The sequence below is a fragment of the Cellulophaga geojensis KL-A genome (assembly GCF_000568425.1).
Taxonomy (GTDB): Bacteria; Bacteroidota; Bacteroidia; order Flavobacteriales; family Flavobacteriaceae; genus Cellulophaga; species Cellulophaga lytica.
Genome location: NZ_ARZX01000004.1, coordinates 97,122 through 122,189 on the forward strand (window position 1 = coordinate 97,122; position 25,068 = coordinate 122,189).

At 32.0% G+C, this 25,068-nt stretch carries 17 protein-coding genes; 9 read left to right on the plus strand and 8 right to left on the minus strand.

All coding sequences use genetic code 11. The features are described from left to right. Nucleotides 1–9: 9 nt before the first annotated feature. The 4 genes from KLA_RS05010 to KLA_RS05025 form a co-directional block, all read right to left on the minus strand. Nucleotides 10–1,494, minus strand: coding sequence for a SusD/RagB family nutrient-binding outer membrane lipoprotein (locus KLA_RS05010; protein WP_034644425.1), 1,485 nt, complete (start codon nucleotides 1,492–1,494; stop codon nucleotides 10–12). 8 nt (nucleotides 1,495–1,502) lie between these two features. Continuing rightward, nucleotides 1,503–4,625, minus strand: a complete 3,123-nt coding sequence (locus KLA_RS05015; RefSeq protein WP_034644428.1) for a SusC/RagA family TonB-linked outer membrane protein — start codon at nucleotides 4,623–4,625, stop codon at nucleotides 1,503–1,505. A gap of 289 nt (nucleotides 4,626–4,914) precedes the next feature. Further along, nucleotides 4,915–5,874, minus strand: a complete 960-nt coding sequence (gene trxB / locus KLA_RS05020; protein ID WP_013622056.1) for a thioredoxin-disulfide reductase — start codon at nucleotides 5,872–5,874, stop codon at nucleotides 4,915–4,917. A 111-nt stretch (nucleotides 5,875–5,985) separates the two neighbouring features. Beyond that, nucleotides 5,986–7,128 (minus strand): formylglycine-generating enzyme family protein, encoded by a 1,143-nt coding sequence (locus tag KLA_RS05025; protein ID WP_034644429.1) that lies wholly within the window; start codon nucleotides 7,126–7,128, stop codon nucleotides 5,986–5,988. Between the two features lie 353 nt (nucleotides 7,129–7,481). Between KLA_RS05025 and KLA_RS05035 the strand changes: the two genes are divergently transcribed. Beyond that, nucleotides 7,482–8,837: an MFS transporter gene (locus KLA_RS05035; RefSeq protein WP_034644433.1), complete on the plus strand. Its 1,356-nt coding sequence runs from the start codon at nucleotides 7,482–7,484 to the stop codon at nucleotides 8,835–8,837. 67 nt (nucleotides 8,838–8,904) lie between these two features. Here KLA_RS05035 and KLA_RS05040 read toward each other — a convergent pair whose 3' ends face one another. Beyond that, nucleotides 8,905–9,495, minus strand: a complete 591-nt coding sequence (locus tag KLA_RS05040; RefSeq protein WP_034644491.1) for a DUF6134 family protein — start codon at nucleotides 9,493–9,495, stop codon at nucleotides 8,905–8,907. Nucleotides 9,496–9,909: 414 nt separating this feature from the next. Here KLA_RS05040 and KLA_RS05045 point away from each other — a divergent pair, with 414 nt between their 5' ends. The 5 genes from KLA_RS05045 (at nucleotide 9,910) to KLA_RS05065 (ending at nucleotide 19,111) form a co-directional block, all read left to right on the plus strand. After that, on the plus strand, nucleotides 9,910–11,541 hold the full coding sequence (locus tag KLA_RS05045) for a tetratricopeptide repeat protein (protein WP_013622052.1): 1,632 nt from the start codon (nucleotides 9,910–9,912) through the stop codon (nucleotides 11,539–11,541). A gap of 243 nt (nucleotides 11,542–11,784) precedes the next feature. Continuing rightward, nucleotides 11,785–14,868: a SusC/RagA family TonB-linked outer membrane protein gene (locus KLA_RS05050; RefSeq protein WP_013622051.1), complete on the plus strand. Its 3,084-nt coding sequence runs from the start codon at nucleotides 11,785–11,787 to the stop codon at nucleotides 14,866–14,868. 20 nt (nucleotides 14,869–14,888) lie between these two features. Continuing rightward, nucleotides 14,889–16,619 (plus strand): RagB/SusD family nutrient uptake outer membrane protein, encoded by a 1,731-nt coding sequence (locus KLA_RS05055; RefSeq protein ID WP_034644434.1) that lies wholly within the window; start codon nucleotides 14,889–14,891, stop codon nucleotides 16,617–16,619. A gap of 10 nt (nucleotides 16,620–16,629) precedes the next feature. After that, on the plus strand, nucleotides 16,630–18,195 hold the full coding sequence (locus tag KLA_RS05060) for a hypothetical protein (RefSeq protein ID WP_034644435.1): 1,566 nt from the start codon (nucleotides 16,630–16,632) through the stop codon (nucleotides 18,193–18,195). A gap of 91 nt (nucleotides 18,196–18,286) precedes the next feature. Further along, entirely contained in the window at nucleotides 18,287–19,111 is an 825-nt protein-coding gene (locus tag KLA_RS05065) for a sugar phosphate isomerase/epimerase (RefSeq protein ID WP_034644437.1), read from the plus strand. A gap of 10 nt (nucleotides 19,112–19,121) precedes the next feature. Here the strand turns inward: KLA_RS05065 and KLA_RS05070 are convergent, their stop codons facing one another. Genes KLA_RS05070 through KLA_RS05080 form a run of 3 tightly spaced genes read right to left on the minus strand, consistent with a single transcriptional unit; the run spans nucleotide 19,122 to nucleotide 21,851 of the window. Then, nucleotides 19,122–20,378: an NAD(P)/FAD-dependent oxidoreductase gene (locus tag KLA_RS05070; protein WP_034644438.1), complete on the minus strand. Its 1,257-nt coding sequence runs from the start codon at nucleotides 20,376–20,378 to the stop codon at nucleotides 19,122–19,124. Nucleotides 20,379–20,383: 5 nt separating this feature from the next. Beyond that, nucleotides 20,384–20,692, minus strand: coding sequence for a 2Fe-2S iron-sulfur cluster-binding protein (locus KLA_RS05075; protein ID WP_034644439.1), 309 nt, complete (start codon nucleotides 20,690–20,692; stop codon nucleotides 20,384–20,386). Between the two features lies 1 nt (nucleotide 20,693). Beyond that, nucleotides 20,694–21,851, minus strand: coding sequence for a cytochrome P450 (locus KLA_RS05080; RefSeq protein WP_034644441.1), 1,158 nt, complete (start codon nucleotides 21,849–21,851; stop codon nucleotides 20,694–20,696). 183 nt (nucleotides 21,852–22,034) lie between these two features. Here KLA_RS05080 and KLA_RS05085 point away from each other — a divergent pair, with 183 nt between their 5' ends. The 3 genes from KLA_RS05085 to KLA_RS05095 all read left to right on the plus strand — a co-directional run bounded on the left by KLA_RS05085 (nucleotide 22,035) and on the right by KLA_RS05095 (nucleotide 25,044). Beyond that, nucleotides 22,035–22,871, plus strand: a complete 837-nt coding sequence (locus KLA_RS05085; protein WP_034644443.1) for an AraC family transcriptional regulator — start codon at nucleotides 22,035–22,037, stop codon at nucleotides 22,869–22,871. A 138-nt stretch (nucleotides 22,872–23,009) separates the two neighbouring features. Then, complete coding sequence (locus KLA_RS05090; RefSeq protein ID WP_013622043.1) at nucleotides 23,010–23,915, plus strand: YihY/virulence factor BrkB family protein; 906 nt, start codon at nucleotides 23,010–23,012, stop codon at nucleotides 23,913–23,915. Between the two features lie 109 nt (nucleotides 23,916–24,024). Beyond that, the gene (locus KLA_RS05095) at nucleotides 24,025–25,044 is read left to right on the plus strand and encodes an AI-2E family transporter (protein WP_013622042.1); all 1,020 of its coding nucleotides are present in this window, start codon (nucleotides 24,025–24,027) and stop codon (nucleotides 25,042–25,044) included. Nucleotides 25,045–25,068 lie beyond the last annotated feature (24 nt).

Below are 25,068 nucleotides of genomic sequence, written 5' to 3' on the forward strand. Positions count from 1 at the left end.
TTTAGTTATTTAGTTATCCCACCAAACAGGAGTAACCGGTGTTTGTTGGTTTAACAATACGTTTTCTTCATTTCTATTAACTTCAGAAGATGGGTATTCTGCCCTTCTAAACCATTGGCCAAAATATTCGTTATCATCACTAGCTTCTTCTTCTCTAATAGTTAACCCTTTAAAAACCTCATCAGAAAAATTATAGCGTCTAAAATCTACAAAAGTTTCTGGGTTTAAAAAATTATGTATATACTTCTCTTTCATTATATGTTGTAACATTAAATTGCTTTCGCCAACATTAATAGCTGTATCTGCCAAATAATCTGTACCATCTACACCATACATTTGCATACTAGCAGTTATACCATCTAAATATGCGTTATAGGCATCTGTTGTTGTACCAATACTTGTAGCATTACCTCCATTAGCTAAAAAAGCAGCTTCAGCTTTTATAAACATAGCCTCTGCGTAGCTTATAAGCATTAAAGGAGCATCTATACTAGTGTAAAAGCCATCTACAGCAAAACCTGTATTTGCATCTGTACCATCTGGAGCTAAGCCAACACTACCACTAACATAACCTTTCCATTCTGCTTCTCCTCCATTATCTGCAAAAATTGGCAATCTTGGGTCAATACTAACTGTACCACTCTCAAAAGGAAAGTAATCTCCATTCATAGAACTAACCAACTGACTGGCAATATCATTATGAGCATTTCCTGTATTTTTAGCTAAAACCTCTGCAGAATACCATGGGTTTATATTTTTATCATCATAATACATTAAAAAATCATCTTCTGAAGAAGTAAAGCCATTAGCAATGGTTGTTAAAACATCTGCAGCTGTTGTTTCTCCTTTTTGTACCAAATGTAATTGATAACGAGCCTTAATTGTATATGCCGCTCTTAACCACTTATCGGTATCACCTCCATATATTAAATCTTCACTACCTAATGTAAAACCAGAATCATCTGGACCTTCTAAAGCATTAATTGCGTTATCTAATAATGAAAATATACTTGCATAAATTTGCTCTTGTGTATCAAAAGCAGGAAAATTATTATCAGGACCATCTGTAGCATCAGAATACGGAATATTATCCCAAGTATCTGTAGCAATACCTAAATTTATAGCAGTTAATATATCTGCAACAGCTTTATAATGTACTGCACCATTTTCTAGTGCTTTTTCATTAATAGCGTCTATGTTTGGCAAAATATACAAGTATACTTGTGTCCATAAACCACTAGCTGTTGTTTGTCCTGCTGCACCTCCACCCTGAAAAACAAAGTTTTGCACATAATTTCCAAAAGATAATTCGGCAGAGCGTTGCCCTTCCATTGTACTATGTATAACTGGCGCTAACAAGTCTTGCATACGCAACTGATCTAATTTAGCTGTATTAGAAGGCGTATTCACATCAAAATAATCATCACTACAAGCTGTAAATACAGTTATAAATAGCGATAATATTATTATTTTATATATATATTTTCTCATCATATCTATTTTTAAAATCCTACATTAATACCAAAACTATAACTTTGAGACAAAGGAATATTTAGACCTGTGAAACCATATACATTACTACCTGCACTGTATTGGTTTCCTTCTGGGTCATACCCATCATAAGGTGTCCATACTAAAATATTTTGGGCACTAGCAGTCACAGAAAATCTATCTAAATGTATTTTTTCTATAAATTTTAATGGCAAATCATATGTTACCCCAATATTTCTGAGCTTTACCCAAGATGCATCTTGTACTAAAATTTCTGAAGCTCTGTTGTAATCTGTAGAACTACGATAGTAGTTTTGATCTATTAAAACCTCTGTTGTGTTTGGTATAAAGCCACCATTTCCATCATCCATAACTCCACTTAGAACAGTGGTTTCGTCTCTAAATTCTGTAACTTCAAGTATACCATTTCTAATAGAGTTTCTTCTTCCTGCGTCATAAATATCTCCTCCTTTTTTATATTCTAACAAAAAGTTAAACCCTAAATTTTTCCATTTAAAACTATTAGCTAAAGATGTAATATAGTCTGGAAAAGCATTACCTACTTTTTGGCGTTCTGTGAAGTCTATTTCTGGTTTACCATTAGCATCAATATAACGCTCACCGTTTTCATAACGCCATTTCCATCCGTATAAAGAACCCATTTTATCACCTTCTCTAATTTCTGATGTTACACCTGCAAAACCAGAATCTGCAAAAATTATGCTTTCTATATCATCTGGTATATCTAATACTTTTCCTTCACTAGTAGACCAATTTAAAACTACTTCCCAGTTAAAATCTTTAGATTTTATAATATCTGCACTTAATAAAAATTCGTGTCCAAACACTTCAAAATCACCTGCGTTTCTAACAATTCTAGATATACCTGAAGAATACGCTGTTCCTACGCCAAAAATTTGATCCTTAACTCTGGTTTTATAATATGCATAGTCTAAGCGTATACGGTTTTTCAAAAACCTTAAATCTGCTCCTATTTCTGTAGATTGATTTCTTTCTGGGACAATATCTAAATCTCCTAAAGCTGTACTAGATCTGTAACCACCCGCTCCTCCAAAAGGGAAGTCTCCGTCTACCACAAAATAATGACCCACTTGACCAAATAATGGCCCTTTACCTACTTCAGCCCATGATGCTCTAAGTTTACCAAAAGTAAACACATCATTATCTCCAAAAACATCAGAAATATCATAAGCTAAACTTACTGAAGGATAAAAGAAAGATCTATTATCTTTTGGCAAGGTAGAAACCCAATCATTACGACCTGTAACTGTTAAAAATAACTTATCTAAATAACTCAGTTTAAGTTCTCCAAATACACCAACATTACGTAACTGAGTAACACTCTCATTAGCAAAAGTATTTATAGTATTACCAAGTTCATTTATGCCTGGTACATTTAATGTTTCTCCTCTTACATCTGCATAATCTCTTTTAGTATCTGATACTTGATGACCTAAAGTAAGATCTGTTCTAAAATCATCAGACCAATCTTTGTTCATTGCAACTAAAAAGTTAGATTCTAGTGCTGTAAAATTTATATTCTGATTTACAATAAAACCACCTACTTGTGTACCAACATCTAAATCTGCTGGAACAAAACGGTTTCTCTGATCTGAATAATTATCTACCTGCGCAGAATACGTAATATTTAACCAATCTTTAGGTGAATACTTAAATATTGCATTACCAACCCAACGATTTACATCATCATATAAGCTACTTTTTTCTATAAAATACCTTGGATTATCTATGATTCCAAATGTATAGTTACGTTGCGTACCATCTGGATTTTGGTAATCATTTATAGGAAATGTACCAGAGTAATAGGATAAAGAACTCATAACAGACTTATCTCCTGAGTTTCCTCTGTTACCGCCAGATTTAGAGTAAGATATAGATGTATTTATACTAAAATTGTCTGTAACTTGATACCCGCTTTTAAGTCTAAAATTTGTTTTATCATAATAGGTTCCTGGTAATATACCTTCTTCACTGTTGTTACCTACAGAAAAGAAATAATCCATTTTATCTGTTGCTCCACTAATGTTTAAATTAACCTGAGTATTTACCCCTGTTTTAAATAAATCATACGGACTGTAAAACTGATCGTTAGATAAATCTACTATTTCACCTGACTCTAGTGTATATGAGTCTTCTGTATACTTAGGTCCCCAAGAATAAAACGAAGTTGCGTTTTGAACTCTATTAAAACCAGTATCTGAATCTGGATCATATAAAGTTCTAGGCGCTCCGCTAAATCCTTCTCTATAGGTTTCTTGCAAATTTGGAGTTTTTTCTAAATTTCTAAAGGTTGTAGAAGCTGTAAAGTTAATTTTTGCTTTTCCTTTTTTTCCTTTTTTTGTAGTAATTACAATTGCTCCGTTTGCAGCCCTTACACCATAAAGTGCTGTTGCGGCAGCTCCTTTTAATACATTGTAACTTTCTATATCTTCTGGGTTAATATCCCCTGCTCTATTAGAAAAACTAAATTGCTCTGAGCTGCTAGGTGAATTAGACCCTGCACTAGGTGACACGTTTCCAGAGAAAGTATCATTATTTAACGCGATACCATCTACAATAATTAAAGGCTGGTTACTACGATCTGGATTTACAGATGTAACCCCTCTAATAAGGATATCTACACCACCACCAGATGAACCAGATGTTCTATTAATTTGTACACCTGCCACCCTACCTTGCAGTGCTTCTAAGGCATTTGCTTGTCCGGATAAGTTTAAATCTTCAGATTTAACTTGCGTTACAGAGTATCCTAAAGATTTTTCTTTTTTCTCTACACCAAAAGCTGTTACAACAACTTCATCTAGTAGACTTGCATCTTCTTCTAAAGTAACATTAATTACAGATGTTGCCCCTACCGTTATTTCTTTCGGTAACATTCCTATATAGGAAAACTTCAATACATCTGACTGTTTGGCATCAATTATATATTTGCCATCAAAATCTGTTGTGGTTCCATTTTGTGTACCTTTTACAACTATTGTAACCCCTAATAACGGAATTCCCTCACTGTCTGTAACAGTACCTGAAATTTGTTGAGAATAAGCAATGGTTGTAAAAAGCACACTAAAGAGTAATACTAATGTGTTTTTCATAAAAATTGAGTTTTTGATTAATAAATTAGTTAGGATAAACTAAAGTCAATAAAAAAATCAATAAATCAAATTAATAAACTCCTTAATATTAAACAATTCTTAATTAAACAGGTTTTTTCGTACAAAAACACTATAAAAAAACCCAATAATCAAAACAATTATCATAAAATATGCTAAATTATTGTGTTTATGATAATATAAACATTTAGCAATACAGGTATAAACATGTGTTAATTTTACAAAAAAAAGAGCTGCATTACTGCAGCTCTTTTTTTTTGTAAAATTATGACTATTGGGCTATCTCCTCTAAGCTAGCTAAATAGCGTTCTGCATCTAATGCCGCCATACAACCTGTACCCGCAGCAGTAACCGCTTGTCTATATTCTTTATCTTGTACATCTCCACTTGCAAATACACCGGGTATATTTGTTTTTGTAGACTTACCTTCTGTAATTAAATAGCCTGTTTCATCCATATCTAATTGTCCTTTAAATATGTCTGTATTTGGTTTGTGACCAATGGCAATAAAAAGACCTGTAATAGCTATATCTTCTTTTTCTTGAGTTTGGTTGTTTACCATACGTAAACCTTCTACCACTTGTTCTCCCAATACTTCATCTACCTCTGTGTTATATTTTACAGTAATATTAGAAATACTATTAACTCTATGTTGCATAGCTTTAGAAGCACGCATCTCATCTCTACGAACAAGCATAGTAACATTGTTACAAATGTTAGCTAAGTATGATGCCTCCTCTGCAGCCGTATCTCCTGCCCCAACAATAGCTACATCTTGCCCTTTGTAAAAGAAGCCATCACAAACAGCACATGCAGATACACCACCTCCACGTAAACGTTGCTCACTCTCTAATCCTAAATATTTTGCTGTTGCACCTGTAGAAATAATAACTGTTTCTGCCTCTATAGTTTTAGAGTTATCTACAGTTACTTTATGTATACCACCAACAGTTTCATTAAACTCTACCGCTGTAACCATACCTATTCTTACTTCTGTACCAAAACGTTCTGCTTGCGCTTGCAATTGCGTCATCATTGTTGGCCCATCTATACCTTCTGGATACCCTGGAAAATTGTCTACTTCTGTAGTAGTTGTTAATTGTCCGCCCGGCTCCATACCTGTGTACATTACTGGCTTTAGATCTGCTCTAGAAGCATAAATTGCTGCTGTATATCCTGCTGGTCCAGAGCCTATAATAAGACATTTAATTCTTTCTATTGTATCTGACATAATATTAGTTCAAAGTTTAGTTTAGAACACAAATGTAATTTTTTTATACAAACTGAAAAGCTTATTATCATAAATTGTTACAATAGAGTCATAGTCATATATAATTTGACTTTATTTTAACATTTTTACCGTAGCAACTGTTCTAAAACCAGTGTGTTCTGCAGAAGAGTCTACGCTAGATCCCATACGAGCTGAAATTCTATAACTAGCACAATAACTATCACTACACAAAAATGAACCTCCTTTTATAACTTTTTCTTTAATATAAAGGTTTTGAGGATTGTATGCATCAGTTGCACCAAGCGGATTTTTTTTGGTAGTAGTTGCAGCTAACTCTTTATAGTAATTAACATTGTACCAATCACTGGTCCACTCCCAAACATTACCTGCCATATCATACAATCCATATCCGTTAGGTTGGTAACTTTTAACCGGAGCCCTTTTTTCAAACCCATCTTTTTTGCTATTTTCTACAGGAAACTCACCCTCCCAGCTATTTGCATTTTTAGACAAAACAGATCTATCATCTCCCCAAAAAAATATAGTGCCAGATTTGCCTCCATTAGCGGCATACTCCCATTCTGCTTCTGTTGGCAACCTTCTGTTAGCCCAATTACAGTAGGCCATTGCATCTTCATAACAAATTTGTACTACAGGGTAGTTATCTAATCCTTTTATAGAACTACCAGGCCCATTTGGATGTTTCCAGTTTGCCCCTATTGTCCAATGCCACCATTGAGAAAAATCAAATAAATTAGGTACAGATGTTTTTGTTTTTTTAAATGTTAAAGAACCTGGCTGTAATATAGAGTCGTGCGGTTTTGGAGTGCCTTCAGGAACTTGCTTTTTCATCTCTTCCCAGTCTATTGCTCTTTCTGCTACAGTAGTGTAACCCGTTTGGTTAACAAATTTAGCAAATTGAGCATTTGTAACTTCTGTGATATCCATAAAAAAACCATCTACAGCAACCTTGTGTGCAGGTTTCTCATGTTGCATAGCCATTTTATCTTGTGGCACTGCACCCTGTATAAACTCTCCTCCAGGAATCCACACCATACCATTAGGTACTTTTACATCTTTAGGTTTTTTAACTAACAAGGTATATGTTGTATCTTTTTTAGTCTTGGTATCTACAGTAACTTTTGGGCTTTCTTGTGTAGTTTTATTTTCCTTTGCCGCATCTTTACACTGTATACACAGTAGTACTATTACGCACAAAATAAGGTAATTTGGAATTCGTTTTTTGAGTTTCATAATTTAATTTGATAAGCAGTAAATATGCTAACAAATATATAGATCTTAAAAAAATTGCGTGTACTTCTGCGTAATATTAACGTCTTTGTTTGCTAAAAAAAATTAATACCCCTTAAATACTTAGATAAAGCAGGAGTTAAAAATGATTGAAAAATTATCAAATTAATAAAAAACACCCCGTTAAAAAACATATAACAAAAATTTAGCCCATACATTACTGATAAATTTGTATTTGGTGGTAAAACTTTATTACATTTAAAGTTAACTTTAGCACTAATAATAAAGTGTATTTTAAAGTATACGTACAACAAATTAACTAGAACTCAATTTTACCAAACAAAACAAACTAACTTATGGAAAACACAAATTCGGGAACAGGAACTAATGCTAAAAGACTATTTTACGGTAGCTGCTTTGCTTTAATTACAACGGCATTCTCGTTTGCTATAGCGGCAGGTATTTTAGATCAACTAAAAACAGAGCTAGCATTAAGTGCAAGTCAAGCTGGCTTAATTACCTCTATGTGGTTTTTAGGTTTCCCTATTTCTATGGTTATTGGTGGTTTAATTTACCACAAAATAGGCGGAAAAATTATAATGCAATTTGCTTTTTTTGCCCATGCAATTGGTATTTTGCTTTTAATATTTTCTGGCAATTACATAGGTCTTTTAATAGCCAACTTGCTTATAGGCCTTGGTAATGGTTGTACCGAAGCAGCTTGCAACCCTATGATTGCAGATGCATACAAAGGAAATAGAATGAGCACAATGCTTAACCGCTTTCATATGTGGTTCCCTGGAGGTATAGCTATTGGTAGTTTGCTTTCTGGTTTTATGACAGATTTTGATATTACAGGACAAAGCCAAGTATGGTTATTATTAATACCGGCTATAATTTATGCCTATTTATTTTATGGTCAAACTTGGCCAAAAGCTAAAATTGAAGAAGCGGCAACTATTAGCGGCAACTTAAAAGGTATGTTTACTCCCTTATTTTTATTTATAGGGATATGTATGGCATTGACCGCCATATCAGAATTTGGTCCAAACCAGTGGGTTGGTTTAATACTTTCTAAAAGTGGTGCAGAGCCAACACTTATTTTAGCATTGACTGCCGGTTTGATGGCAGTTGCTAGATACTTTGGAGGTAGTATGGTAGCCAAGTTTAACCAAACAGGTGTGCTTTTAGGTTCTGCTGTACTTGCAACTTTAGGTATTTATTTATTTAGCACACAAACAGGAACAATGGCTTACGTAGCCGCTATATTCTTTGCTCTTGGTGTTGCTTATTTTTGGCCTAATATGATTGGATTAACCGCTACCAAAACCCCAAAAACCGGTGCTTTAGGAATGTCTATTATTGGAGCAATAGGTATGTTTTCATCTTCTATTTTTCAACCAATTATTGGTGGTTGGATTGATTCTGATGTTGATAAAATAGCCAATTCTTCACTTAATGTATCTGGAAAAACATTTAGTGAGGCTAAAAATATTTTTGAAAGTAAAGAAAACCTAAGTGAAGCAGCTTCATTAATTAATGTTAGCGAAAGCAATTTAGAATCATCAATAAACAACGTAATTTTAGAGTCTGGGCAAGAAACTTTAGGTACTATGGTACTTTTTCCTGCCATATTAATTGTATTATTCACCATATTATATTTTTGGATGAAAAGCACAAAAGATTCTAACAAAGAAATAACTAATGCATAATGTTGCTTTAGCTTAAAAGATAAAAAAAGCTTCTCTTTTCAGAGAAGCTTTTTTTTATGCTTAAATATTAATCTTTAATTTTCATTGTAAAATTAATTAGCCCACCATCTATACTAGCCTCATATAAAACACCATTTTTATAGGTATAAATATTCTCATTGCCTTTGGCGTTTACTTTTTTGTATTTATGATTTCCTAAATAAACTAAAGTATTCATAGCTGCATCTTGCTCAGAGTAACACGCTGTTATATGCAAAGGTTCTGTAAAATATAATTGCACAGTAGTAAATGTTATAGGCTCCTTAAATGTACTAACCTTTTTGTTTTTGGTTATTTTATACTCTTTATTACTACGTTCTGTACTGGTTTCTGCATAAACTTTATTGTTTAGCATAATACTTACATCTGCTTTGTTAAGTTCCTTATGGTTAAAAACCACATTATAGGTATATTTTACATTTATTGTTGTTAAAATTTTAGCTTGTATATGGGTAAAACTATGGTATGTGGTTAAACCATCTTCAATAGTTTTTGTTGCCTGTAAATTACCTACTACTTTATTTTTATGAAGTATATCAAAATGTAAAACCGTATTTACAGTATTATTTTTTGCAATTAATCCTCCTAAAAACACTAATAGTAATATGTTTTTAATCATACAATTTAAATTTATACATACCAATATAAACATATTAAATTAAAAGCTAATAAATGATTTGTAGTACTTAATTTTTATTAAAGTAAGTTAAGTACAAAATAACTAATCTGTTTATTAGTGTATTTTTTATAGAATTACTAAACTCAAAAAATACAAACCTAAAAAAACATTGTTTTAAACTAGACAAAAACTAGACAAATACAGTTTACAGCCTAAATGCAACTAGACTTAGTGTTTTTTTTAACTACATTTATTTGCTGTTATTTTAAAACATAACCAAACCAACCAGACTTTTATTAACAAACTAAAACTAAAAAAATACGCTATACGCTTTTATAATTATACATTTTATTACACCAATAAATAGTAAAAATTTAAAATTAGCTGCATAAAATAGCAAATTCATATTTTACAATGTTTACCATACTTAAATTAAAAACCGGGATTAAACTAGCAATTACAGTGTTAATTGCACTAAACACCATAACTGCTTTTTGCCAAGACAATAGACAAAATAAAGATTTTTTAAAATTAGCAAGAGAACTAGCTCATAAAAAACCTGACAGTTCTGCTTATTATTTTAATCAAGAAATAGAGTTAGATCTAAAAAATAAAGACACTGTTTCTGCCATAAAAACGTTAAAAGAATTATCTATATTATATTCTCATAATTTAAATTATAGTAAATCTTATGATGGTTACTGGAAAGCACTTTTACTTGCTGATAAAATTAAACACAATGAACTAACTGCAGATATCTACCAAGAAATAGGTTGGTTATATAGTTTTTATAAGCGTGATGAGAAAGCTTTAGAATATTTTAATAAAAGTATTAAACTCAGAAAAAAACAATTTGCAAAAAATGAATCTAATGCACATTTTATTGCCAGTGACTATTTTTCTATTGTAAACCTATACAGAGGAAATAAAAACTATAAAAAAGCTGCACAATACTTAGACTCCTGTGTTTATTACCAAGCAAAACTAAGTCCAAAAATAACTAGCTACTATATTATTGCAGAACAAGCCTACTTAGATGCTGTTAATGGCAATTATAACCTTGCCATTAATAAGTTAAACAAATGTAAAGAGCATTTTAAACATACAGATAAAACATACTTAAGCGTTATACACAGCCTAACTGCAGATGTTTATAAAATGATGAAAGAGTATGACAAAAGTATTTTAAACTACAAAGCCTCTATAAATCTTTCCGAAAACAATAAAAGTCATTTAAACTATAAAATAAAAGATTACGAAGGACTTAAAGATGTTTATGTTGATTTAAAAAATTACAAAGAAGCTTACTACTATCTAGATAAAGAAACTGCTTTAAATAATAAAATATTTGGCACAACTAGTGAAAATAGCAAGCATCTTTTAGAAATTAAAGATAATTACAGGTTAGAAAAAGAAAAACAAAAAGATGCAATGCAAAAGCAGTTAATTGCTAATTATGAACAAGAAGACAAAATTTGGCTTTTAAAATCTATCATCTTAATAATACTTATAATATCATTAGTTTTTTACGGTATAGTCTTAGTAAAACAAATAAAAAACAAGCATAAAAACGAAAAACAAATTATTGCTGAAAAACAAAAGTTAAAAACCCAAAAGACCAATGAGGTTTTAGAGCTAAAAAACAAAGAGCTTACACAAGCTGCCTTACGTTTAATTGAAAAAGATGAATTTATTGCCGGACTACAAAAGAAAATAGAAACTGCCGGAGAAAATGTAAACAAAAAAGTTGTGCTAAGAGCACTAAAAACTTTTCAGGGTACACCCAGTAAAAACTGGACAGAGTTTGAAGCACGATTTACAACTATAAATCAGAGTTTTTACGAAAATCTCAGAATTAAATACCCTAAACTAAGCCAAACAGATCAGAAAATATGCGCTTTAGTTAAGCTAAATTTCCCTAGTAAAGATATGTCTAAACTATTAGGCATTTCTGTAGAAAGTGTGCACACATCTAGGTACAGACTACGCAAAAAACTAGGTTTAAAAAGAGAAGACAATCTAGAAGATTTTATAAGCAGGTTTTAAAAACAGCACCCATATTAACGCTTAGCGTAAGTTCAGAAAATTAGGGAATACACAACAAACTAACAAAACTTAAATCACTGATGTTAAGCACTTAATAATTACAAATAAAAATAAATTGTTCATAAGAAGTCTAGTTAAAACTGCTTATTAACACCTTTTGTTTAGTTCTAGTCTAGTTAAAATACTACATACATAGGTTAATATAAACAACATTTGTAATTAATTAACTTAAACAAACTATTTATGAAAATTAAACTTAATTTAACAAGAAGGCAAAAACCCAAGTTACTCGTTTGGGCATTGTTCTTCAGTTTTACCTTTGGGTATGCACAAACTACTGAAATAAAAGGTACCGTTATTGCAGAAGGTTTCCCTATTGGAGGTGTAAATGTAATAATTAAAGGCACAATTAATGGTACTTATACAGATTTTGATGGTAATTATACAATTAAAGTAGAAAAAGGAAATACACTGGTTTACAGCTATGTTGGTTACAAAACCAAAGAAATTTTAATAGCAGACCAAAATAACATTAATGTAACTTTAGAGCCAGATGCTGCTGCTTTACAAGAAGTTATAGTTATTGGTTACGGTACTCAAAAGAAAAAAGAAGTTACTGGTGCTGTTGTAAATATTAGTAATGATGTAATAGATAAAACAGCAACATCTGATCTTGGTACTGCTTTGCAAGGGCAAGTAGCAGGTGTTAATATACAAGCCAGCAGCGGTAGACCTGGTGAGGCAGCAAACGTACAAATTAGGGGTTTAGGCTCTGTAAGCCCAAATGCACTAGGTCCTTTATATGTTGTAGATGGTATTCCTTATGAAGATAACCCAAATATATCTCCAGAACTTATTTCCTCTGTAGATATTTTAAAAGATGGTGCAGCTGCATCAATATATGGTACTAGAGCATCTAATGGGGTTATTTTAATTACTACAAAAAAGGGAAAATCTGGTAGTATAAAAGTAGATTTTAATACCTATACAAGTATACAAGATATTACATCTGGTACACCTTTAATGAATACCCAACAACAAATTTATGCAGAAAATGTTATGCTAAAAGCATTGGGTCGTGATCCGTTAATATTCTTTTTTAATCCAGATGCTTTAGATTATGACTCAGACTTTGTTGGTGATGTTCAAAATGATGGTGCACCAATAAGAAACTACAGCTTAGGTGTTTCTGGTGGTAGTGAAAATTTAACGTTAAGTTTTAACACAAATTACTTTAACCAAGAAGGTATTTTAGTTAATTCTGGTTTTGATAGATTAACAACTCGTTTTACCGGAGAATTTAGAAAAAATAAATTTAAAGCATTTGCTACCATTGGTTACACTAATGAAAACAGAGAACAAGAGCCTTGGGGATTATATGAATATTCTATTGCTCAAAAACCCTGGCAACCGCCTTTAACTGGTTTAAACAGCGTTGGCGGTAATGGTGTAGAAATACCTGTGCGTAACGCCATATTATACAGTTACTTGTCTCAGCAACTTAATAATGAAGACGACCGTAAAACTACAAGTGTAAATATTGCTACCAATTTACAGTATGAGTTTTTTGATGGGTTTACCTATAAAATAAACCTAGGTAGAAATACGTATGATTATAGTCGATCTTTTTTTCAACCACAATATTTAGTGTATGATAAAGATGGTTTAAACCCTACCGCATCTAGAGAAAATGCAAAATTAGAAGAAAACTATATTTCTACAGAAAGAAACGTTATTGAAAATATGTTTACCTATAAAAAATCTTTTGGAAAACATAACTTAAACTTTTTAGCAGTTTTGTCTTATGAAGATTTTAAATCTAAAACATTAGGTTTAGGTGTTAACTTTAGTGAGGAATCTGGTAATAGCTCTAAAACTTTAGGTGCTGGTAGTGATCCAATTGCTCCTACATCATACATAGACGAAAGAAAATTAGCTGGTAAATTAGGAAGAGTACAATATAATTTTGATGAAAAATACTTGTTTTCTGCTAGTTACAGAAGAGATGGGTCTTCTCGTTTTTCTGAAAAAAATAGGTATGGAGACTTTTTTGGTTTTTCTACCGGCTGGAACATTCATGAAGAAAACTTTTTTCAAAATGTATCTTTTGTAAACCAGTTTAAACTTAGGCTTAGTTATGCTGAGTTAGGCAATCAAAACATACCTTCATACTCATACATACCATCTATAGAAAGCGGTGTTAATTACCCTTTTGGTAGTAATGAGTCTTTAAGTTTTGGACTAACTCAAAGAAGGTTTGTAGATCCTAATATTAAATGGGAAACTACTATATCTAAAAACATTGGTGTAGACCTTACTTTATTAGATAATAAGCTTAATATTACTGCAGACGTCTATCAAAACGACAAAAAAGATATGCTTTTAGAAGAGCGTTTACCAGCATCTGCAGGTACTTACCATCCTAACACTAATTTGTACGATACTAAAGTTATAAATGCTGGTAATATGGTTAATAAAGGTATAGAGTTAGCTGCTAGTTTTAAAAACAGATCTAAAAAAGGAGATTTTGGCTATACTATTAGTGCTACGTTTACTAAAAACGATAATGAGGTAACTAGCCTTAATGGCACAACAAGAGGCTATGGTAACGGAGCTCCTTCTACTGTTTTAGCTAATGATATAGATTATACTACTTTTTTAGCAGAAGGTTATGAGGCCGGTGCCTTTTTCTTAGTACAACATGATGGTGTTATTAAAACACAAGAGCAGTTAGATGCTTACAAAGTAATTGATAAAAGTGCACAGTTAGGAGATATGATGTACAAAGATATAGATGGCAATAATGTTATAGATGACAATGACCGTGTGTATTCTGGATCTGGACAAGCAGATTTTGAAGCTGGTTTAAGCTTAAATTTAGATTATAAAAACTTTGACTTCTATATTCAATCTTATTTCTCTAAAGGAGCAGAAATTTATAACGGAGCTAAATACTACGCGTATACTCAGGGCAGACATTTAGAGCAATTTTATATGTGGAGTCCGCAAAACCCAGATTCCGATATTCCAACAGACAGGCAAAACGCTATACACAACAATGTTAGATCTAGGTCTGACTATTTTTTAGAAGATGGTACTTATTTTAGAATTAGAAACATTAGCCTTGGCTACACACTTAAAGACCTACCTGCATTTGGCCTAAATTCTGCAAGAATTTACGTTTCTGCAACTAACCCATTTACGTTTACAGAGTACACAGGATATGATCCTGAGGTTGGTGGTGATGGTATATTTACTAGAGGAATTGATAAAGGTAACTACCCAGTTGCAAGACAATTTTTACTTGGGGTGCAATTGCACTTTTAATAACTGATTAATTTACAATTATGAAAATATCAAAAATACATTTAACTATAGCAACACTAGTTTCTATATTTATATTTACAAGCTGTAATGAAGACAGGTTTTTTGATCAAGAAAACCCAAACGCTATTACATCAGAAACTTTTTGGGAAACACAACAGCAATTTAATAGTGGTTTAACTGCTGCTTACGGTACGCTTCAGTTTCAGAGTATTAGTGGCGGAGAATTACAATATGAAATGGCATTGGGAGACATTGCGGGTTCAGAATCTTGGTACAGACCAACTGCGTTTAGAAATTTAACGTATACAGACGCTACATACTACGTAACAGATAAGTGGAACGAACTTTACATTGGTATATTTAGAACCAACCAAATAATAGAATTTTTAGCACAAGCTGATGATGCAAACTTTATAGGAAACGGCAAAGCAGAAATTGAAGCACAAGCACGATTTTTAAGAGCATTTTTCTATTTTCAGGTTGCTAATACATATGGTGGTGCAATTTTACATACTGGTATTCCTAAAACAGATGAAGAATTAAACAAACCTTTATCTTCTATTACTGACGTAAACACTACAGTAATAATTCCAGATTTAATATACGCACAAAATAATTTACCTACCACTTGGGGTCCAGATGATACAGGTAGAGCAACTTGGGGCGCAGCAACAGCATTACTAGGTAAAGTTTATTTATTTGCAGAAGATTGGCCAAATGCAGTTACACAATTTAAAAACGTAATTGATTCTGATTTGTACCAATTAACTCCTAACATAATGGATAATTATACAGATGAAAATGAATTTAATAGTGAATCTATTTTTGAAGTTGCTTACTCTGCAGATCTTAACCCAGGTGTTCCAGGAGGTAATGTAGATGATACACCGGCAACTACAGGTGCAGAAGCATCTACAATGGCTACAGCATTAGGGCAATTAAGCTTTGGAGCATACAATACTTTATTACCTACTTATTATTTGCATGAACTTTTTACAAATGATGAAGTAGACCCTACAAACCCTATAAATGATGGTAATACTTGGTCTAAAAGAATGAATTCTAGCATTGTTCCTATTAATGGAGAAGGTTTGTATTACGGATTAGAAATAGGAGAAAAAGGTGGTTGGGCCTTTGGCCAAAGTGCATACATAAAAAAGTTTACCAATTGGTATAGTCTAAAAGCTGAAGATAGCAGAAGTAGATCTGGTATTAACTTTAGACACATTAGACTTGCAGATGTATATTTAATGTATGCAGAGGCTGTAATTAACAATAGTAACGATTTTAGCACTGCTATTACCTACATAGACCTTGTTAGAAGTAGAGCTGGTGTAAAAACACTACAACAATATATGGATGAAAACGGAGGTATGTTTCCGCAATTACACATTAGCAAACAAGTACATGGCTCACAGCCAATGGTTGCCGCCTCTGCTAACACAGTAATGACACACATACAAAGAGTAGAAAGACCATTGGAGCTGTGTTATGAAGGTCACCGTTGGAAAGATTTAGTTAGGTGGGGTATTGTTAAAGAAGTATTTACAGAGCTTAGAGCAGATGAAATATGGAGAACAGAGCACTTAGCAGAATTAGAAATAGAAGATGACGGTATTGCTCCTTTATTTATAAAAGAACGTATAAGACCAGATTTCTTTTTAGCAACAGATAACTATGATTCTGCTACACATGATTACTTGCCTATTCCTGCGCAAGAATTACAAACTAACGATAATTTTAACGACTAAATAACACAACATGAAACATATATTAAAACCTAAATTAATAGGGTTGGCTTTTATGTCTTTTATCTTTATTGCTTCTTGTAGTGAAGACGATACTGAAAACTTAACAGAGCCAAATCATAGGATAGTATTAACTTCCGAAATGGACTTTGAAAATAAAGTAGAAATTAATGGCAGTATTACATTTGGTGATGCATCACCAGGAGTAGTATCTAGAGAATGGAATTTTCCTGAAGGCGTTGCTAATGTTTCTACATCTAAAGATCAAAACGTAAAAGCTGTTTTTAAAAAAGCAGGTATACACAACGTTACCCTTAATCAAATATTTAAAGATAATGCTTACGTTGGTACAACATTAAAAGGTAAAGAATTAGATACTACTATTGTTGTAACTGTTTTAAACCCCGTAAAGGCCTCTATAAAAGCAAATCATATAAATCCTGATGGTACTTTAGGTGCAGCATTAGACATTAGTGAAAACGCAGAAAATGAGGTTATTGCTAGTAGATCTGTGCAATTTTCTTATGTAGTAGATGGTGAACCAGAAAACTTTATGTGGAATATAGATGGTGGTGACCCAGAAACTTTTGATGGTACAGATGCAGAAGTCAATGTTAAATATAAAAGACAAGGTATATACAATTTAAGCTTTGCTGCTACAAGACAAAGACCTTTTGGTGGTGATACAATTTCTTTTAAAAACTTAATAAAAGTAATACCTTCTACAGACCCTGTAGACTTAGAAAAAGTTGCAGATAAAAATGGTGCTATTGCTCTTGAATTTAGCAGAGAAATGGATGCATCATCTATAAATGCCACAGATTTTAGCGTAACAATAACTAACAATGAAGTAGCTATACCAACTACTATTGGCTCTGTTTCTATAGATAGTGATGAAGGTAATATTTTACTAATTTCATTAGAGGGCACCACTATTTATAATGATGATATTGTTACTGTTAGTTATACCAAAGGAAGTTTAAAAACATTAGATGGTGTAGAGGCTGAAAGCTTTGCAGATAGTCAGCTTATTTTTAATAAGGTAAATATTTTAAAAGAAGCATCAGATTATGATTATAGTTTTGAAAACTCTACCGCATCTAACTGGCCATATATGAATTGGGGTGCCCCTTGGGATGCTTACAACTTAGAAATTTCTAGTGACCAAGCACAAGACGGTACTAAAAGTGCTTACATAGAAATGGATGCTGCTGGCGGAATGATTATTGGTCATAAAACAACTTCTGGAGACGAAATAACTTTTCCTGTAGAAGCTGGTAAAACATATGAAATTGGTGTTTGGGTATACGTAACTAGTTTAGGTAATAATAATGCTGCTGGTTTTGATCCAGATTTACGTTTCTTTTGGTTTCCTGATACTGATTGGGCTGTTGCTGGTAACCCAACCTTTGGTAGTGACTTTTCTGTTGGTAAATGGGTCTATAGTTCTACTTTTGTTGAGTTTAGTACTACAGGAGACAAAACTTTTCAAATAAGAGGTTATAACCAAGATAATGCAGAAATTATAAGTTTTTATATGGATAATTTAAGCGTTTCTGAAGCTTCTCTTAGACCATAAAAAATACTGTCAGTTTTTTTTAAAACTTGCTCTTGTTTATTACGTTAAACAAGAGCAAGTTTTGTATTTTTATAACTCATACTTTTTTAAAATGAAACTAAAATATGTGTGCCCATTTTGGGGCCAAGAGGGTATAACAGCTAAGGATTTTATACATAAAGTTACAAATGCTGGTTACAATGCTGTAGAAGTTAATATTCCTGTAGAAAATAATTTTGAAACCGAATTAAAATCTGTTTTAAACAACTCTAAACTAGACCTTATTGGTCAGCAATGGTTACAACCTTTAAAAGAATCTGTAACTGAATACAGTAAACGATTAGAAGAGCGTTTGTATAAGTTAGCAGAGTTTAACCCAATTTTTATTAACTCGCATACAGGTAGGGATTTTTTTAAGTTTGAAGAAAATTGTAGTGTATTAGAAACTGTTTTTAAGTTTGAAGAAAAAACAGGTATTAATGTTTACCATGAAACGCACAGAGGTAGGTTTAATTACAGCGCACAAACAACTGAAAATTTTATAGATAAATTTCCTAATTTAAAGCTTACTGCAGATTTTTCTCATTGGACTGTAGTATCTGAAAGCTTGCTAGAAGACCAAATGCAATCTTTAAAAAAAGCAATAAATAACACCCAGTATTTGCACGCTAGAGTTGCAGATACACAAAGGTCTCAAGTAAATTATCCGTTTTCTAAAGAAAACCATATATTTTTAAAAACCTTTACCAACTGGTGGCAACAAGTTATTACCAATGCACAAACGCTTAGCAAAGATACTTTTTACATTTGTCCGGAGTTTGGCCCTTATCCATATATGCCTTATCAGTCTAACACTACAAAACATTTGGTAAGTCAGTGGGATTTAAATGTAAAAATGATGCAATACTTAAAACAGCAAAACCTTGTGGTTAAATAACCTTTTTAACTTAGTTAACTACAGCAATATCTTTTGATAAAGGAATACTAGTATCTGCTAATTTTTCTTTGGCTATTTTTTTGCTTTCTTTTATAAATTTTGTTCCAAAAACATATGCCTTTGTATGGTTTATAGCATTTACAGCTAGCAACTCATCATTATTAAAATACCATACAGAAATTACATTTTCTTTATCTTGCTCTTCTCTAACAATATAATCTGTGTAGTTTTCTGCTAAGCCAACTATTTGGAGTTTTACATTGTATTGGTCAGACCAAAACCAAGGAATAGTATTGTATATTAAAGGATTACCACAAATATTAGCTGCTATAATTTTAGACTGGTCTACAGCATTTTGTACAGACTCTAATCTTACATATGTTTTATAATGCAAATTATAATGATAAGTACAATCGCCAACAGCATATATATTTAGATTGCTAGTTTCTCCTGTATTGGCTACAGATATACCATTTTTTAATTTTAAACCAGCTTGCTTGGCAAGTTCTGTATTTGGTATTACACCTACTCCTAAAATAAGAACTTCTGCTGTAAAGCATGATGCATCTGTACAGTGAACTTTAGTTACCTTAACACCATTTTCTAGAGTATTTTCAACTTTACTTACTTCTTTATTTTCTAATATCTGAACTCCATTTTGAGTGTGTAAATCTCTAAAAAAATCTGATATTACTGCTGTAGCTACACGCCTTAAAATTCTAGACTCACGTTCTAAAACCACTACCTCTGCTCCTATCTTTTTTAAAGATGCAGCAGTTTCTAACCCAATATAACCGCCACCAATAATTACTACTTTTTTTGTTTTGCTTGCGTTGTAGCTCTCTTTTATAGCAACAATATCTGCTGCTGTTCGCAAGCAAAAATAAGAGGCAGTTTCTTTTAAGCCCTCTATAGTAGGTATAATAGGTTTTGCTCCTGTAGCAAGTACTAATTTTGTATAATCTATTTTGGTTTCATTATCTAAAAACAAACATCTGTTTACAGCATCTAAACGGGTAACTTTTTTACCCAACAACAAGGTTATATTATCTTTTTTATAACTTTCTATAGGTTTTAATAAGTTTGTGGTAGACGTGTTAGCTGTTAAGTATGTTTTAGACAAAGGTGGCCTGTGATATGGCAATTCTGGGTCTGCATCAATTAAAATAATTTTTCCTAACCATTTTTCTTTTCGCAAATTAAATGCTGTGTTTACCCCAGCGTGACTTGCACCTATAATTACACAAATATCTTTAGAAGTACACATCCTATTTATTTAGCTACAGTAAAAACAACATTATCTATAGCATCTGTTACAGGAATTTGACAACAAAGTCTACTGTATTCATTTGCATCATCTGCTAACTCTAACATATCTGTTTCAATTTCACTAGCTATACCCACCTTATCTACATCTTCTGGTGCAACAAATACGTGACATGTAGCACAAGAACAAACACCACCACAATCGCCATCTATACCTTGTACATTGTTATTTACAGCTAACTCCATTACAGAGCCCTCTGTTGCCGCTACAGTTATTTTTTCATTACTACTTGTTATAAATGTAATTTTTGCCATCTTATCTTTTCTTAAATGTTGCTTTTAAAGAGTTGTAACCAACTTTACGGGTAAACTCTCCTAAATTTTCTATATTTTCTTCTGCTTCTAAAACAGTAATATCACTTACTTTTTCTGCTAGTAATTTTAATGTAATTCTCATAATTTGTCTGGCGTGCGTTGCTCCTAAACAATTGTGATGACTAAAGCCAAAGCCCACATGCGGATTTACTTTACGCTCCAAAATAACCTCATCTGGATTTTCAAAAACCTTTTCATCTCTATTGGCAGATGCCCAACATAAAGATATTCTACTATCTGCTTTAACAGCATGTTCACAAACAGTAGTGTCTTCTGTTACTACACGACCCATATGTGTTAGTGGAGAAAAATATCTTATAAACTCCTCTACAGCAGTTTTAATAATCTCTGGCTTAGAACGTATGTAATCTAAAGCCTTTTTATTTGCAGAAAAGTAGCTCATCATATTAGTTAAAGCGTTAATTACAGTATCTCTACCGCCTGCAAAAGTTAATATTAGTACTCCTTTAACTTCCTCTTTTGTTAGCTTTTTACCATTAACTTCAGCAGCTAGCAATGTACTGTACAAATTGTCTGTTGGGTTAGCAATGGCATTATCTATTTCTTCATCTATATAATTGTAAAGAATAGCTGCTTTATCACCGTCTAAGGCTTCACCTTCACTCCTAAATACGTGAGTTCCCCATGAAATCCATTTTACAGATTTATCAAACGGAACATTTAATAAAAGAGTTAACGCTCTAGACTGTATTACTAGTGCTAAATCTGACACCACATCTACTTTATCTTTAGACAAAACATCATCTAAAACAGTACTAATTATAGTAGTTAATTTCTCTTTATAAGTATTTTGCAAAGGCCTTTTAAACCAAGCTTCTAATAAAGATCTGTATTCTTTATGCATTGGCGGGTCTACCTCAAAAGGTATTTGGCGCGTGGTACGTATATTTACCTCAGACGGCACAACAATACGCCCAGGAACTGCTTCAGATGAAAATACTTTGTAATTATGAGCAGCCTTACGTACATCTTTATGATTTAATAACATAACTACCGGATCTCCTTGGTCATCCATTTTACCAATTCCAGACTTTTCTCTTTCTTCTTTAAAAGCATCTGCAAATTTACATTTAGCCATACATAATGTTTTAGTTATTAAGCTAAACAAATATCTGTTTTTAGTTAGATGAATTTATTCTCTATTTCATCAAAAAAATAAACTATTTTATCATCATAAATTTTAAATAAACAAAAAATCAATTAAATAAGCTATATTTATATATGTATTGATATGTATTCTATAACCAACATTTAGCCTAAAATGAAACCTATTTTAGAAACAATTCCGTTAGGAATAGAAAAAAGCATAGTAGCTTTTAATTATGTTAGCAGAGATTTTGAAACTCCGTGGCATTTTCATCCACAATTAGAGCTTACGTATATTGAAGAAAGTTACGGCACCAAATTTATTGGCGACTATGTTGGTGCTTATGAGCCCGGAGAGCTAGTTTTAATACAGTCTAATGTACCACATTGCTGGACAAATAATAAGAGTAACACGGTAAAATCTAACTCATTTGTAGTGCAATGGAACAAAGGTATTTATACTAACATACCTGAGTTAAAATCATTACACAATTTATTTATAGCTGCTTCTAAAGGAATAATTTTTAATAAAGAACAAAGTAAAATCCTTATTCCTGAACTTAAAAAAATGACGCATAAAGAGGGCAGCAAGCTATACATAAGTCTACTAAGTTTGTTACTAAAACTTACTAATACAGATTACAAAACACTATCTAACAGTAGTTTTACAAAAAATATATCTGATGATTATACAAGTAAAATATCTAAAATACACTTGTATATAGCCAAAAATTACAATCGTAAAATTTACTTAAAAGAAGTAAGCAAAGAGGTTAATATGTCAGAACAATCATTTTCCAGATTTTTTTTAAAAATTATGGGAAGAACATTTTTTATATTTTTAAATGAATACCGTATAAATATTGCCACCAGAATGCTATTACATACCAACAAATCTGTATCAGAAATTGGTTATGCCTGTGGTTATGAGTCGCTCCCTTTCTTCTTTAAAAAGTTTAAACAACTACACAAATTATCTCCTGCTAGTTACAGAAAAAAACATAAAAAATAAGGCTCTTAAAAAAGTATTTGCATTAATAATAAATGCATTTGGATTAATTGCTTTAATAAAATAAAACCAATTTTGAGTACAAAAGTGGTTTTATAGCAAGCTAAGCTATATATGCTTGACTTTTAAAGCAAATTACCAATGAAACAGAATAAAAACTCAGATACATTTACAAGCAAAGACTTACCGTCTTTGTTAAAAGAAACGTACACCTCTTGGATGGCAGACGATCCATTTAGGTTAAGTGCTATTGTAGCATATTACACCGTTTTAGCCTTACCAGCCTTGTTAGTTATAATTATTAACGTTGTAGGCTCTATTTGGGGAATAGACATTGTACAAGGAAATTTAACAAACGAAATTTCATCTGCCTTGGGTAGTGATGCTGCCAAAGCTATTGAAAATATTATTGGAGAAACACAAAACTCTAATAAAAACCTAACCTCTACAATTATTGGTATTGGCACATTACTTTTTGGTGCTACAGGTGTGTTTTACCAGTTAAAAATATCTTTAAATGAAATTTGGAAAATTAAACCTAATCCTAAAGCTAAAATTTGGAAAATAGTTACAGACCGTGCCATAAGCTTTGCTTTTATTTTGGTTATAGGCTTTTTATTGTTGGTTAGTTTTATTGTTACTACCGCTATTAGTGCTCTAAATAATTACATCCGTGAGGTGCTACCAGAAGTTTTACTATATCTAGCTTATATTTTAGACTTTTCATTATCTGTTGGTATTATTTCTATACTTTTTGCTTTAATGTTTAAGTACTTACCAGATGCTAAAATTAAGTGGAAAACAGTATGGATTGGTGCAATTTTAACAGCGTTACTTTTTGTTATAGGTAAACTTTTATTAGGCATTTATTTTGGTCAGGCAGATCCTGGCTCTACCTATGGCGCTGCTGGCAGCATTGTTCTAATTCTTCTTTGGGTTAGTTACTCATCTCTAATTTTATTTTTTGGAGCAGAGTTTACATATGTTTACGCAAAAAGATACGGTAAAGGCATAGAGCCAACATCAATAAGTATAAAGAAGGAATAAACCACACCAATTATAAGAGTTAATTATTTATCTAATATCATTAATACAACAAAGCGTAATTGTGCAATTTTGACATACAAATTACGTACTTAACTTAACACATTATATTATGAAATATATTAGTCCGCATATTATAAGGCAAATTTTTGTTTTACTACTAATAGTGCTAATGGGCGGGCTTATTTTTAAAGAAATATTACCTTATTTAAGTGGTGTTTTAGGTGCAATAACTATGTATGTAATCTTAAAAAAGCCAATGCAAAAGCTGGCAAATAAAGGTTGGTATGCTAATATTGCTGCTATTTTTTTAATGATACTTTCTTTTTTATGCATTATGATACCTTTAACTGGCTTAGGTTTTATGATGGGATCAAAAATTAAATATGCTGTAGATAACTCCCAAAAAGTAATTAATGCAGGTAAAAACCAACTGCAAAAAGTAGAATCTTTTTTACATATAGACCTTGGTACAGAAATAGACACTAGCTCTATAACAAATTGGTTGTCTGATAAGTTACAAAATTTTGCAGGTGGTACTTTTAATATGGTAATATCTATAACCATAATGTACTTTATGCTGTACTTTATGCTTACCAACAGAAAAAAACTAAGAGAGTCTTTATTTGAGTACATACCTATAAAAGACACTAATTTAAAAACCATTGGTAAAGAAATAACAGCTAACGTAAAGGCCAATGCTTTAGGTATACCATTGGTAGCTTTAGGTCAAGGTTTAGTAGCGTTATTAGGATTTTATATTTTTGGTATAGAAGACCCTTTTTTTTGGGCTGCAGTAGTAACTATAGGTTCTATGATACCATTTGTAGGTAGCGCATTAGGTACAGTTCCTGTATTTATATTGGCATTATCTAACGGAAACACTTTTCAGGCTTGGGGAATACTAATTTACGGTTTAGTTGCCATAGGTGCTACAGATAATATATTTAGATTATACATTTTAAAACGTTTAGATGATGTACACCCATTAATTACACTTGTTGGTGTTTTAGTTGGTGTGCCTTTATTTGGTTTTATAGGCCTAATTTTTGGTCCTTTATTAGTAAGTCTTTTTCTTGTTGTTGTCCGCATTTATAAAAATCAATATGGAGAATCTGGCAACAGTATTTAATAAAAAAAGCACTTAACACTACAC

Coding starts and splice junctions, on each gene's coding strand:
- KLA_RS05010 (WP_034644425.1), bottom strand. CDS start 1,494: ATGATGAGAAAATATATATATAAAATAATAATATTATCGCTATTTATA.
- KLA_RS05015 (WP_034644428.1), bottom strand. CDS start 4,625: ATGAAAAACACATTAGTATTACTCTTTAGTGTGCTTTTTACAACCATT.
- trxB (WP_013622056.1), bottom strand. CDS start 5,874: ATGTCAGATACAATAGAAAGAATTAAATGTCTTATTATAGGCTCTGGA.
- KLA_RS05025 (WP_034644429.1), bottom strand. CDS start 7,128: ATGAAACTCAAAAAACGAATTCCAAATTACCTTATTTTGTGCGTAATA.
- KLA_RS05035 (WP_034644433.1), top strand. CDS start 7,482: ATGGAAAACACAAATTCGGGAACAGGAACTAATGCTAAAAGACTATTT.
- KLA_RS05040 (WP_034644491.1), bottom strand. CDS start 9,495: ATGATTAAAAACATATTACTATTAGTGTTTTTAGGAGGATTAATTGCA.
- KLA_RS05045 (WP_013622052.1), top strand. CDS start 9,910: ATGTTTACCATACTTAAATTAAAAACCGGGATTAAACTAGCAATTACA.
- KLA_RS05050 (WP_013622051.1), top strand. CDS start 11,785: ATGAAAATTAAACTTAATTTAACAAGAAGGCAAAAACCCAAGTTACTC.
- KLA_RS05055 (WP_034644434.1), top strand. CDS start 14,889: ATGAAAATATCAAAAATACATTTAACTATAGCAACACTAGTTTCTATA.
- KLA_RS05060 (WP_034644435.1), top strand. CDS start 16,630: ATGAAACATATATTAAAACCTAAATTAATAGGGTTGGCTTTTATGTCT.
- KLA_RS05065 (WP_034644437.1), top strand. CDS start 18,287: ATGAAACTAAAATATGTGTGCCCATTTTGGGGCCAAGAGGGTATAACA.
- KLA_RS05070 (WP_034644438.1), bottom strand. CDS start 20,378: ATGTGTACTTCTAAAGATATTTGTGTAATTATAGGTGCAAGTCACGCT.
- KLA_RS05075 (WP_034644439.1), bottom strand. CDS start 20,692: ATGGCAAAAATTACATTTATAACAAGTAGTAATGAAAAAATAACTGTA.
- KLA_RS05080 (WP_034644441.1), bottom strand. CDS start 21,851: ATGGCTAAATGTAAATTTGCAGATGCTTTTAAAGAAGAAAGAGAAAAG.
- KLA_RS05085 (WP_034644443.1), top strand. CDS start 22,035: ATGAAACCTATTTTAGAAACAATTCCGTTAGGAATAGAAAAAAGCATA.
- KLA_RS05090 (WP_013622043.1), top strand. CDS start 23,010: ATGAAACAGAATAAAAACTCAGATACATTTACAAGCAAAGACTTACCG.
- KLA_RS05095 (WP_013622042.1), top strand. CDS start 24,025: ATGAAATATATTAGTCCGCATATTATAAGGCAAATTTTTGTTTTACTA.